The sequence below is a fragment of the Micromonospora sp. NBC_00421 genome (genome assembly GCF_036017915.1).
GTDB lineage: Bacteria > Actinomycetota > Actinomycetes > Mycobacteriales > Micromonosporaceae > Micromonospora.
In genome coordinates this window covers 4,050,209-4,062,608 of sequence record NZ_CP107929.1, presented here as the reverse complement: position 1 = coordinate 4,062,608, position 12,400 = coordinate 4,050,209, and the positions used below count along the sequence as shown (strand labels likewise).

Annotated in this window: 9 protein-coding genes; 7 read left to right on the top strand and 2 right to left on the bottom strand. The window is 74.1% G+C overall.

Annotated elements, in window-relative coordinates; all coding sequences use genetic code 11:
* Positions 1-9 precede the first annotated feature (9 nt).
* Complete coding sequence (locus OHQ87_RS16785) at positions 10-804, bottom strand: SAM hydrolase/SAM-dependent halogenase family protein (RefSeq protein WP_328338906.1); 795 nt, start codon at positions 802-804, stop codon at positions 10-12.
* A gap of 100 nt (positions 805-904) precedes the next feature.
* Between OHQ87_RS16785 and OHQ87_RS16780 the strand changes: the two genes are divergently transcribed.
* Entirely contained in the window at positions 905-1,450 is a 546-nt protein-coding gene (locus tag OHQ87_RS16780; RefSeq protein ID WP_328338904.1) for a hypothetical protein, read from the top strand.
* A gap of 11 nt (positions 1,451-1,461) precedes the next feature.
* Here the strand turns inward: OHQ87_RS16780 and OHQ87_RS16775 are convergent, their stop codons facing one another.
* A complete protein-coding gene (locus tag OHQ87_RS16775) occupies positions 1,462-6,036 on the bottom strand; it encodes an ATP-dependent helicase (protein ID WP_328338902.1) in 4,575 nt (1,524 codons plus the stop codon).
* A 177-nt stretch (positions 6,037-6,213) separates the two neighbouring features.
* Here OHQ87_RS16775 and OHQ87_RS16770 point away from each other — a divergent pair, with 177 nt between their 5' ends.
* From OHQ87_RS16770 to OHQ87_RS16745, 6 genes are all read left to right on the top strand, one after another.
* Positions 6,214-6,591 carry a hypothetical protein gene (locus tag OHQ87_RS16770; RefSeq protein WP_328338900.1) on the top strand — a complete coding sequence of 126 codons (378 nt, stop codon included), beginning with the start codon at positions 6,214-6,216 and terminating at the stop codon, positions 6,589-6,591.
* Between the two features lie 151 nt (positions 6,592-6,742).
* On the top strand, positions 6,743-9,577 hold the full coding sequence (locus OHQ87_RS16765; protein WP_328338898.1) for a Na+/H+ antiporter subunit A: 2,835 nt from the start codon (positions 6,743-6,745) through the stop codon (positions 9,575-9,577).
* The gene (locus OHQ87_RS16760; protein WP_328338896.1) at positions 9,574-10,053 is read left to right on the top strand and encodes a Na(+)/H(+) antiporter subunit C; all 480 of its coding nucleotides are present in this window, start codon (positions 9,574-9,576) and stop codon (positions 10,051-10,053) included. The genes OHQ87_RS16765 and OHQ87_RS16760 overlap by 4 nt, the downstream gene beginning before the upstream one ends.
* The gene (locus OHQ87_RS16755; protein WP_328338894.1) at positions 10,050-11,555 is read left to right on the top strand and encodes a Na+/H+ antiporter subunit D; all 1,506 of its coding nucleotides are present in this window, start codon (positions 10,050-10,052) and stop codon (positions 11,553-11,555) included. Before OHQ87_RS16760 ends, OHQ87_RS16755 begins: the two co-directional genes overlap by 4 nt.
* Positions 11,552-12,118 carry a Na+/H+ antiporter subunit E gene (locus tag OHQ87_RS16750; protein WP_328338892.1) on the top strand — a complete coding sequence of 189 codons (567 nt, stop codon included), beginning with the start codon at positions 11,552-11,554 and terminating at the stop codon, positions 12,116-12,118. The genes OHQ87_RS16755 and OHQ87_RS16750 overlap by 4 nt, the downstream gene beginning before the upstream one ends.
* Positions 12,115-12,378: a monovalent cation/H+ antiporter complex subunit F gene (locus tag OHQ87_RS16745; protein ID WP_328338890.1), complete on the top strand. Its 264-nt coding sequence runs from the start codon at positions 12,115-12,117 to the stop codon at positions 12,376-12,378. The genes OHQ87_RS16750 and OHQ87_RS16745 overlap by 4 nt, the downstream gene beginning before the upstream one ends.
* Positions 12,379-12,400: the final 22 nt, after the last annotated feature.

The window sequence follows — 12,400 nt, the reverse complement described above, 5'->3', positions numbered from 1 at the left end:
GAGCGCAGCTCACCCCCTGATACGACCTCGTAGCGTGACAGTCGTGCCCGGGGCGACCCCGAGCAGGTCCACCGCCCGGCCGCCGTTGCAGGCCACCGCGACCAGACCGGCGGAGTCGACGAGCACGACAAGCGCCCCGGCCGGCACGTCGCCGAAGGTCCGCCCCCGCACCGCCGGTCGGCCGGCGACCTCCACCGCCTCGGGCACCGTCGCCAGCAGGTCGGCCCCGGCGGCGAGCTGCACGTTGCCGAAGTGGTCCACGGTGAGCACCTCGGCGGTGAAGCCGTCCGCCTCCCGGCGCAGCACCGGCGGGGGCAGCGTCACCAGGGTGGCCGGGTCGACCTGCGGGCCGGCCCCGGTCAGCCGGTCGCCGAGGGCCAGCCGGGCCGCCACCGGGGCGAAGACGTCCCGGCCGTGGAACGTGCGGGACACCTCCGCGGCCAGCCACCCCGGCGCGGTCAACTCGACCGCCGAGGTCACCCCGCCCAACGCCCGCGCCGCCGCGAGCAGCACCCCGTTGTCCGGCCCCACCAGCAGCCCGCCGGGGGTGACCAGCGCCACCGCCCGCCGGGGCGTGCCGACCCCCGGATCCACCACCGCCACGTGCACCGCGTACGGCAGGTGCGGTGCGGCCTGGGCGAGCACCGCCGCGCCCCGGCGGACGTCCCCCGCCGGCACCAGGTGGGTCACGTCGATCACCCGTGCCGCCGGGGCGATCCGGCCGATCACCCCGTGGCAGACGGCCACGAACCCGTCGGCGAGTCCGTAGTCGGTGGTCAACGAGATCCAGGCGGTCGGGGTCATCCCGGCAGGCTAGTGCGGCGACCGCCCTACCACTGACCGGACACCCCGATCGGCCGACCGGCCGGTGCCGCCCACGGACCGGGTTCGGCAGACTGCCGGGGTGACGAAACGCCTTCGTATCCTCTCCGCGACCGCCACCGTCCTGATCGCCCTGGCCCTGGCCGGGTGCGGCGACGACCCCGCCGACGAGCGGGACGGCGGGGCCTGGGCCGACGGCCGGTCGAAAGCGCCTGCCACCAGTGAGGCCGCCCCGACGGAAGGCGCACCGAAGGCCGCGAAGCCGGGCGTCACGCCGTCGGAGAGCCCCTCCACCCCGCCGTTCGTGAGGCCGACCAAGGACAAGGGCGCCCCCGCGGCCCGCAAGGTGGTCGAAGCGTTCCAGGCCGCCGGGCTGAAGGTGCCCGACCCGCAGGACCGCTCCAAGGACTGCGGACCCGACGGTACGGGGATCGGCTGCGCCCAGTTGCTGGTCACCGACACCGTCGCCGTCTACGTCTTCCCCGACGAGGCCGCCGCCACCAACCAGACGGACCTGTGGGGGGCCAAGGCGTACCGGGCCGGTGCCGTGGTGCTCAACTACCTGGGCACCAAGACCAGCGCCGCCGAGCAGAAGCGCTACAACGACGTGCTGGCCAAGCTGAGCTGAGCCGCCCCGTGTCAGCCGCGCAGGCGCAGGCCGCGGGGGGTGGCCCGGAAACCGGCGGCGGTGAGCGCGTCGCGCAGCGGTGAGGAGTGCACCGCCTCGCCGTCGGCCCGTTCCACCGACATCGCCCCCAACGCCCCGGAGTGCACCGCGCCGGCGAGCGCCTTGCCGGCGGCGGCCAGCGCGTCGGCGTCGTCGGTGAAGGAGAGGATCGTCCGCCCGCCCCGCTCGACGTAGAGGGCCAGCTCACCACCGACAAGGACCACCACCGCCCCGGCCTTGCGACCGGCCCGGTGTCCGGTGCCCGGTGCGGCGCCGTCACCGGAGTCGACGGCCCGCTCCGGCCAGGGCAGCGCCGCGCCGTACGGGTTGGCCGGGTCGGTGGCGGCGAGCACAGTGGTCGGCCCGTCGCCCCGGTCCCGGGCACGGTCGGCCGGATCGGCGAGCGCCCGCAGCCGGTCCACCGCGCCGGGCACCGCGAACTGTGCCGCGCCGAGCCCCTCCACGAAGTAGCCCCGGCGGGCCGCGCCGCGCTCCTCCAGCGCGGCGAGCACCGGGTAGACGGCGGCGAAACCGCCTGTCACCTGCTCGGCCACCACCGCGCCCCGGGTCACCACCCCGTGCCGGTCGAGCAGCAGATCGGCCAGGGCGGCGGCCCGTCGGGTCGGGTCGGTGTCCCGCTCCGGCAGCCGGGACCAGCGCCCGGCCACCGTGGGCGGACCTCCCCGGCTGGGCAGCGCCACCCGACCCGGGCGGCGGTAGCGGGTCCGCGGGGCGGCCGGACGGGACCGGTGCGCCCCGCCCGCGCCGAGCGCCGCCCGCAGCGGGGCGAGGGTGTCGTTGGTGAGCTGCCCCGCCCAGACCAGGTCCCAGATCGCCGCGGTCAGCGCGGTGTCGTCTGTCGAACCCACCCGGTCGGACAGCGAACGGAAGAACAGCGCCTGCCCGTCGGCGAGCGCGTCCAGCACGGCGGCGTGCAGCGGGGTGCCGGCGAACGCGTCGTCCGGCGGGGGGAGCAGCAGCGGCGCGACGTCCGCGTACGCCAGGGTGAGCCAGCCGTCACCGCCGGAGATCGCCCCCGACCCGGCCCACACCACCTCACCACCGGCGCACAGCTCGTCGAGCTGGGCGGGGGAGTAGTCGGCGACCCGGGCGGGCAGCACCAACCGCTCCCACGCCGACGCCGGCACCGCCGAGCCCTGCAACTGCTCGACCGCGGCGGCCACCGCCTCCACCCCACGCGCCGACGAACCGACCTGCTGCCAGCGGGGCAGGAAGGTGGCCAGCACCCGGGGCGGCACCGGCTCGATCTCCCGGCGCAGCGCGGCGAGCGACCGCCGGCGCAGCAGCCGCAGCACCTCGGCGTCGCACCACTGGGTGCCCACGGTGTCCGGGGCGAACTCGCCGGCCACCACCCGCCCGGTCGCGGCGAGCCGACGCAACGCCTGCTCCACCACGAACACCCCGAGCCCGAACCGGGCCGCGCAGGTCGCGGCGGCGAACGGCCCGTGGGTACGGGCGTACCGGGCGACCAGGTCGCCGAGCGGGTCGGCCACCGGCGACAGGTACGCCTCGGCCACCCCCACCGGCAGGGCCACCCCGAGCGCGTCGCGCAGCCGGGCGGCGTCCTCGATGCCCACCCAGCGTTCCTCGCCGGCGATCCGGACCCGCAGCGCCCGCCGGGCCGCCGCCAGCTCCGCCGGCCACTGCACCGGTACGCCCCGCTCGGCCAGCTCCGCCTCGGTCAGGTCGCCGACGACCCGGAGCAGCTCGACCACGTCCTCGGCGTCGCGGGGACGACGCTGGTCGGTGCGCCAGCGCAGCTGCCGTTCGGTCTCGGCGAGCACCGCCGGGTCGAGCAGCTCGCGGAGGTCCACCCGGCCGAGCAACTCCCCGAGCAGGGTCGGGTCCAGCGCCAGCGCGGCGGCCCGGCGCTCGGCCAACGGGGCGTCCCCCTCGTAGAGGAACGCCCCGACATAGCCGAAGAGCAGCGACCTGGCGAACGGCGAGGGGCGTTCGCTCGCCACCTCGACCAGGCGGACCTTCCGGCTGGCCAGGTCGCGCATCAACCCGGTCAGGGCGGGCTGGTCGAAGACGTCCTGCAGGCACTCCCGGGCGGCCTCCAGGGTGACCGGGAAGTCGGCGTACTCGCGGGCCACGTCGAGCAGTTGGGCGGCGCGTTGGCGCTGCTGCCACAGTGGCTGCCGGCGGCGCGGGTCACGCCGGGGCAGCAGCAGCGACCGGGCGGCGCACTCGCGGAACCGGGCGGCGAAGAGCGCCGAGGTGCCCACCGACTCCTCGACCAGCTGGGCGATCTCGTCGGGCTCGAAGACCACCAGCTCGGCGCCGGGCGGTTCCTCGGCGGTGTCCGGCAGCCGCACCACGATGCCGTCGTCGGAGGGCATGACCTGGGCGTCCACCCCGTAGCGTTCGGCCAGCCGGCGGCCGATGGCCAACGCCCACGGCCCGTTGACCCGGGCCCCGAGCACACTGTGCACGGCGAGCCGCCAGTCACCCAGCTCGTCGCGGAACCGCTCGACCAGCACCGTCCGGTCGTCGGGCAGCGAGCGGGTGGCGGCCTGCTGCTCCCGCAGGTACGCCATCAGGTTGCCGGCCGCCCAGTCGTCCAGACCGCCGGCGCGCAGCGCGGTCAGGGCGGCGTCGTCGTCGAGGCGCAGCAACGCCCGGACCCGGGCACCGATGGCCCGCCCCAGCTCGACCGGACGGCCCAGCTGGTCGCCCTTCCAGAACGGCATCCGGGCCGCCTGGCCGGGAGCGGGGGAGACCAGCACCCGGTCGGGGGTGATCTCCTCGATCCGCCAGGACGACGAGCCGAGCAGGAAGACGTCGCCGACCCGGGACTCGTAGACCATCTCCTCGTCGAGCTCGCCGACCCGGGCGGCGCGCTCGGCCCCGGCCAGGAAGACCCCGAACAATCCCCGGTCGGGGATGGTGCCACCGCTGGTGACGGCGAGGCGCTGGGCACCCGGCCGGCCGGTCAGCACGTCGGTGGCCCGGTCCCAGACCAGCCGGGGACGCAGCTCGGCGAAGGCGGTCGACGGGTAGCGGCCGGAGAGCATGTCGAGCACGGCGTGCAACGCCGAGTCGGGCAGCTCGGCGAAGGGTGCGGCCCGGCGGACCAGCACCGCCAGGTCGCCGAGCGACCACGGTTCGAGGGCGACCATGGCGACGACCTGCTGGGCGAGCACGTCGAGCGGGTTGCGCGGATAGTGCAGCTCCTCGATGGCACCGGCCGTCATCCGCTCCGCGACCACGGTGCAGGAGAGCAGGTCGCCCCGGTGCTTGGGAAAGACCACCCCCCGGGACACCGCGCCCACCTGGTGCCCGGCCCGGCCGACCCGTTGCAGACCCGCCGCGACGCTCGGGGGGGCCTCGATCTGCACCACCAGGTCGACCGCCCCCATGTCGATGCCGAGCTCCAGGCTGGAGGTGGCCACCACGGCGGGCAGCCGGCCGGACTTGAGTGCCTCCTCGATCTGTTTGCGTTCCTCCCGCGAGACGCTGCCGTGGTGGGCGCGGGCGATCACCGCATCCGCGCCGGCCGCCGCACCCGACTGGGCCATCACCTCGGCCGGCGGCCCGGCGTCGGCGGCGGGCACCTCCTCGGTGGCCAGCTCGTTGAGCCGGGCGCAGAGCCGCTCGGCGCTGCGTCGGGAGTTGGTGAAGACGATCGTCGAGCGGTGCGCCCGGATCAGCCCGAAGACCCGTTCCTCCACCGCGGGCCAGATCGAGGCCCGGCGCGGACCGGGACCGCCCAGGTCGTCCGGCGGGGGTTGCTCGGTCTCGTCGAGCCGGGTCATGTCCTCCACCGGGACCTGGACGCTCACCTCGATCGTCTTGGGCATGGCCGGCTGCACCACGTCGACCGGGCGGGCACCGCCGAGGAACCGGGCGCAGGCGTCGATCGGCCGGACCGTGGCGGACAGGCCGATCCGTTGGGCGGGCCGGGCCAGCAGCGCGTCGAGGCGTTCCAGGGAGAGCATCAGGTGGGCGCCACGCTTGGTGCCGGCGACCGCGTGCACCTCGTCGACGATGACCGTCTCGACCCCGCGCAGCGAATCCCGGGCCGCCGAGGTGAGCAGCAGGAACAACGACTCGGGGGTGGTGATGAGGATGTCCGGCGGGGTACGGGCGAAGGCCCGGCGTTCGTCGGCGGGGGTGTCGCCGGTGCGCATCCCGACGGTGATGTCCGGTGGGGTCACGCCGAGCCGGGTGGCCGCCTGCCGGATGCCGGCGAGCGGGGCGCGGAGATTGCGCTCGACGTCGACCGCGAGCGCCTTGAGCGGGCTGACGTAGAGCACCCGGCAGCGCTGCCGGGCGTCGACCGGAGGTGGGGCGTCGGCCAGCCGGTCGAGCGACCAGAGGAACGCGGCGAGGGTCTTGCCCGAGCCGGTCGGGGCCACGACCAGGGCATTGCGGCCGGCAGCCACCGAATGCCAGGCGCCGAGCTGGGCGGGGGTGGGCGTGGCGAAGGCGGCGGTGAACCATTCCCGGGTGGCCGGCCCGAAGCCGGCGGGCACTGCCGCCCCCGCTGGCGTCTGGTCTGCCGTGCCCCGCTTCCCCGTCACGCACCCATCCTGCCCCGACGGGGCGACATTCCGTGGGAACGGATGGCGTTCTGTCGGACAGCTGGAAGCTAAAGGCGGAATATGCGTTTAGTGCGTTAAGTCTTACTTAACTGCTTGCTTGTGAGTAACGACATAAAGTAACTTCACCGGAAACGTGGCAACGGGGAAAGGAATCGGATGTTCGTCGAGGAGCGTGGCCCGACGCCCGGCACGGACGTGCTCATCCGCAAGGTGGACGGGCACCTCGCCGCCCTGCGGACCAGTCTGCGCGGCCCGGAGTTGGCGCTTGCCGAGCGCCTCGCCGACAGCCTGCGGGAGCTGGTCGTCTCCACCGCCCAGTCCAGCGCCGCCGACCGGGGGCAGGTGCGGGTCGCCGTGCACTACTTCGTGCTCCGCCGGGAGAGCCGCGGCAAGTTGCTCCCGGTGCGCTCACTCGCCGTCGCCCAGCGGGTGGTCGACAAGGTGGCCCGCCAGCTCGGCCGCCCCGACCTGCTGGCCGAGCCCCGCCGGGACCTGGCTCCCGTGCTCTCCGGTGGCGACGCCTCGCCCGGCTGAGCACGTCATGTGTGGTCGACGCCCGCGTTGATCTGCGTCGACAGCGGGCACGATTTCCCGAAAACCGCCCATAACGGGCTGAACTGGCGTGTGATCGGTGCTGGCCGGGACAACTCGCCCGGCGCGCGCCGCCAGTTCGACGGGAGGACGCGTGCTCGTACTGCTGCTCCTCCACCTGGTGGCGGCGCTGCTCGCACCGCTACTGGTCCGACGGTGGGGGCCACGCGCCTGCTACCCGCTCGCGCTGGTGCCCGCCGCCGCGTTCGGCTGGGCGCTGGCCCGCACCCCGACGGTCCGCGACGGCGGCGCGGTCGTCGAGACGTACCCCTGGGTCGGTCAGCTGGACCTCGACGTGGCGTTGCGGATGACGACGCTGTCCTGGCTGATGACCCTGCTGGTCGGCGGGGTCGGCGCGCTGGTCCTGGTCTACTGCGGCAGGTACTTCGCGGCCGGCTCGGTGGGCCTGCCCCGGTTCGTCGCCGTGCTTGTCGCGTTCGCCGGGGCGATGCTCGGCCTGGTCCTCGCCGACGACCTGCTGCTGCTCTACGTCTTCTGGGAACTCACCACCGTCTTCTCCTACCTGCTCATCGGGCACAGCACCGAACGGCGCTCCAGCCGCTGGGCGGCGGCCCAGGCACTTACCGTCACCACCCTGGGCGGGCTGGCCATGCTGCTCGGCTTCCTGATCCTCGGCGGACACGCCGGCACCTACCGCTGGTCGGAGATCGCCGACGCCCCGCTGCCCGCCGGCGGGACGCTTGTCGCCGCGGTGCTGCTGATCCTGACCGGCGCGCTTGCCAAGTCGGCGATCGTGCCGTTCAACGGGTGGTTGCCGGTGGCGATGGCCGCGCCCACCCCGGTCAGCGCCTATCTGCACGCGGCGGCGATGGTCAAGGCGGGCGTCTACCTGATCGGCCTGCTCGCCCCGGTGCTCGCCGACGCCGGCCCGTGGCGTCCTGTGCTGCTCACCCTCGGCCTGGTCACCATGCTCGTCGGCGGCTGGGCGGCGCTGCGTCAGTGCGACCTGAAACTCCTGCTGGCCTACGGCACGGTCAGCCAGCTCGGCCTGCTGACCGTGACGATCGGCACGGGCAGCGCGGACGCCGCGCTCGCCGGGGTGGCGATGCTGCTCGCCCACGCCCTGTTCAAGGCGGCGCTGTTCCTGGTGATCGGCATCATCGACCACGACGTCGGCACCCGCGACCTGCGGGAACTCTCCGGCCTCGGCCGTCGGGCGCCGGTGCTGGCAGCGGTCGCCACGCTCGCCGCCGCCTCGATGGCGGGCGTGCCGCCGCTGCTCGGCTTCGTCGCCAAGGAGGCGATCTTCGCGGCCACGGTCGACCGGCCCGTGGTGCTGGCCGGGCTGGTCCTGGGCACCGTGCTCACCGTCGCCTACAGCATCCGCTTCCTCTGGGGTGCCTTCGCCACCCGCCCCGGCGTCGCGGCCACCGAGCCGGAGCCGATCCCGCTGCCGATGCTCGCCCCGCCGACCCTGCTCGCGCTGGCCGGGCTGGTCGCCGGCCCCGCCGCCGCCGTGCTGGATGGCCTGCTCGGCCCGTACGCGGAACTCTTCGGCCCGCCGGACGAGACGCTCGCCCTCTGGCACGGCCTCACCCCCGCCCTCGGCCTGTCCGCGCTGGCGCTGGCCGGCGGGTTCCTGCTGCACGCGGTGCGCGGCCCGCTCGCCCCGACGCTGGCCCGGTGGCGGCTGCCGTTCAACGGCAACCAGGGGTACGAGTGGATCACCCACCGGTTCGACCGGCTGGCCATCGAGGTCACCGGAGCGACCCAGCGCGGCTCACTGCCGCTGTATCTCGGCACCGTGCTGCTGGCCCTGGTGCTGGTGCCGGGCACCGCCCTGGTCAGCACGAGCCCGTGGCGCACCCGGATCGCGGTCTGGGACAGCCCGCTGCAACTGGTGGTCGGCGTGGTCATCGGGGTCGCGGCGGTCTTCGCGGTCAACGCCCGACGGCGGCTGACCGCGATGCTGCTGGTCGGGGTGACCGGCTACGGGACGGCGATGCTGTTCGTGCTCTACGGAGCGCCCGACCTGGCGCTTACCCAGTTCCTGGTGGAGACCGCCACCATCGCCGTCTTCGTCCTGGTGTTGCGGCGACTGCCGGAGCGCTTCTCCGCCCGACCGCTGCGCCGCAGCCGGTGGGCCCGTCGGCTGCTCGGCCTCGCCGTCGGGGTGGTGCTTGCCGGTCTGGCGCTGATCGCCTCCGGGGCCCGTACCGCGGTGCCCATCTCCACCGCCTTCCCGGCGCTCGCCGTCGCCGAGGGCTACGGACGCAACGTGGTCAACGTGACCCTGGTGGACATCCGCGCCTGGGACACCATGGGGGAGATCTCGGTGCTGGTGGTGGCGGCCACCGGGGTGGCCAGTCTGATCTTCGAGCGGTCGCGCACCGGGCCGCGTCCGCGTCGGGTCGAACCCGCCTCGCGCCACCGCGACGACCGGCCGGTCTGGCTGCGCGGCGGGGCGACCCTGCACGAGCGACGGCGATCCATCGTCTTCGAGGTGGTGACCCGGCTGCTGTTCCACACCATCGTGCTCTTTTCCCTGTTCCTGCTCTTCTCCGGCCACAACGCGCCGGGCGGCGGCTTCGCCGGTGGCCTGGTGGCGAGCCTGGCGCTGGCCGTGCGCTACCTGGCCGGCGGTCGCTACGAGTTGGCCGAGGCGGCCCCGGTCGGAGCGGGCACGGTGCTCGGCGCCGGTCTGGCGATCTGCGTCGGTGGCGGCCTGCTCTCCCTGCTGACCACCGGGACCGTGCTGGAGAGCGTCAAGGTCGACCTGCCGCTGCCCGGCCTCGGCGGGCCGTACCTGGTCACCTCGCTCTTCTTCGACATCGGCGTCTACCTGATCGTGGTGGGGCTGATGCTGGACATCCTGCGCAGTCTCGGTGCCGAGATCGACAGGCACGTCGAGGCGGCCGGCAAGTCCGACCGGGGGCTCGTCGTCGACCACGAGGGGGACCGGCGGTGAGGGACGGTGGGGCGGGACCCACGCTGGTGCTGGTGATCGCCGTGGGCGTGCTCACCGCCACCGGGGTGATCCTGCTGCTGGAACGCAGCCTCACCCGGATCCTGCTCGGCGTGATCGTGTTCGGCAACGGGGTGAACCTGCTCATCCTGGTCGGTGGCCGCTCCGGTGGGGCACCTGTGGTCGGCGCCGGCCCGGAGGACGAGATGAGCGACCCGCTGCCGCAGGCGATGGTGCTCACCGCCATCGTGATCACCTTCGGGCTGACCGCCTTCCTCGCCGCCGTGGCGTACCGCAGCTGGTATCTCAGCGGCAACGACGAGGTGCAGGACGACGTGGAGGACCAGCAGATCGTCGCGCTCGCCGCCCGCAACGAGGTGGCCAACGCCGACCTCGGTGGTGAGGGGCCCGGTGACGACCCGGAGCAGGTCGACCCGCAGCCGACCCGACGACCACGCCGGTCGGGCGGTACGCGATGACCCGCCTCCTCCCGCTGCCGGTGGTGGTGCCGCTGCTCGGCGCGGCGCTCACCCTGATCCTGGTGAACCGCCCCCGGGTGCAGCGGGCCATCAGTGTGGTCGCGCTCGGCACCAACCTGGTCGTCGCGGTGCTGCTGCTGGTGCGGGCGTACCGGCATGGGCCGGTGGTGGTCGAGGTGGGCGGCTGGCACGCACCTGTCGGCATCGTGCTGGTCGCCGACCAGCTCGCCGCGCTGATGCTGGTGGTCTCCTCGGCGGTCACGCTCTGCGTGCTGCTCTACTCGGTCGGCCAGGGGCGCGCGGAGACCAGCGAGTCCGCGCCGGTGAGCATCTTCCACCCGACGTACCTGGTGCTGACGGCTGGGATCTGCAACGCGTTCCTCGCCGGTGACCTGTTCAACCTCTTCGTCGGCTTCGAGATCCTGCTCGCGGCGAGCTTCGTGCTGATCACCCTGGGCGGCACCGAGGCCCGGCTCCGCACCGGCTCGACGTACGTGGTGGTCAGCATCCTCTCCTCGATGATCTTCCTGGCCGCGGTGGGACTGGTGTACGCGGCCACCGGCACCCTCAACCTGGCGCAGCTCGCCGGCCGGCTCGACGCGCTGCCCGACGGCGTACGGCTGGCGTTGCAGTTGATGCTGCTGCTCGCCTTCGGCATCAAGGCGGCGCTCTTCCCGCTCTCCGCCTGGCTGCCGGACAGCTACCCGACCGCGCCGGCCCCGGTCACCGCCGTCTTCGCCGGCCTGCTCACCAAGGTCGGCGTCTATGCGGTCATCCGGACCCAGACCCTGCTCTTCCCCGGCACCGAGGTGGCCAACCTGCTGATGGTGGGGGCCGGGTTGACCATGGTGATCGGCGTGCTCGGCGCGGTGGCCCAGTCGGATCTGAAGCGGCTCTTCTCGTTCACCCTGGTCAGCCACATCGGCTACATGATCTTCGGGGTGGCGCTGAGCACCACCGCCGCGCTCTCCGGCGCGATCTTCTACGTGGTGCACCACATCACCATCCAGACCACGCTGTTCCTGGTCGCCGGCCTGGTCGAGGAGCGGGCCGGCAGCACCGACCTGCGTCGGCTCGGCGGGTTGGCCCGGGTCGCCCCGCTGCTGGCGGTGCTCTTCTTCGTCCCCGCGATGAACCTGGCCGGCATCCCGCCGTTCTCCGGTTTCCTCGGCAAGGTCGGCCTGCTCCAGGCCGGGGTGGCACACGGCGGCCCGCTGCCCTGGGTGCTTGTCGTCGCCGGAACGGTGACCAGCCTGCTCACCCTCTACGCCACGTCCCGGGTGTGGAACATCGCGTTCTGGCGGGCCCCACAGCTGGCCACCGCCGACCCGGTGTCCCGGTTGCCCCGGCTGATGGTCGGGGCCACCACCGCCCTGGTGGTGCTGGGGCTGGCCCTCACCGTCGCCGCCGGCCCGCTGTTCCGGGTCACCGCCGACGCCGCCACCGACCTGCGGCTACGCACCCCGTACGTGCGGGCCGTCCTGCCCGGCGGGTCGCCGTGACCGGCGCGTCGGCACCGCGGCGTACCGGACGCCGCCGGGACCAGCTCATCGCCCTCGGCTGGTTGGTCGTCATCTGGAACCTGCTGTGGGGGCACTTCTCCCCGGCCAACCTCCTCACCGGCGTGCTTGTCGGCGGCGCGGTGCTGCTGTTCTTCCCGCTCCCGCCGGTCTCCTTCGGCGGCCGGTTGCGGCCCCGGGCGCTGCTGGTGCTCGCCGGCACCTTCGTGGTCGAACTGGTCAGCGCCAGCATCCACGTCGCCGCCATCGCCGTGCGCCCCGGTTTCCGCCCGCGCGGCGCGATCATCGGGGTGCCGCTGCGGATCCGCACCGACCTGAACCTGGCGCTCACCGCCGAGCTGCTCTCCCTGGTGCCGGGCACCCTGATCGTCGAGGTGGACCGGGACGCCGGCGTGCTCTACGTGCACGTGCTCGACGTGCGTTCGCCGGCCGACCTGACCGGCAGCCGGGACCGGATCCTCGCCGTCGAGGAACGCATCGTCCGGGCCGTCGGCTCGAACGCCGAGTTGCGGCAGCTCACCACCGAACCCACGGAGGCACCGTGATCGTCGTCCTCGCCGTCGTCCTGACCGTGCTGTTGTCGACCACCGCGCTGCTGGCGCTGGCCCGGATCTACCGGGGCCCGTCGCTGCTGGACCGGGTCATCGCCGCCGATCTGCTGCTCGCCACCATGCTCGGCGCGGTCGGCGCGGAGGCGGCGGTGAACCGGCACGCCACCACGCTGCCGGTGCTCGTGGTGCTCTCCCTGCTCGGTTTCGTCGGCTCGGTCGCCCTGGTCCGGTTCGCCGCCCGGGAGGAATCGTGAGCCGGCCCGGCGCGACACCGGG

Coding starts and splice junctions, on each gene's coding strand:
- OHQ87_RS16755 (WP_328338894.1), top strand. CDS start 10,050: ATGACCCGCCTCCTCCCGCTGCCGGTGGTGGTGCCGCTGCTCGGCGCG.
- OHQ87_RS16770 (WP_328338900.1), top strand. CDS start 6,214: ATGTTCGTCGAGGAGCGTGGCCCGACGCCCGGCACGGACGTGCTCATC.
- OHQ87_RS16785 (WP_328338906.1), bottom strand. CDS start 804: ATGACCCCGACCGCCTGGATCTCGTTGACCACCGACTACGGACTCGCC.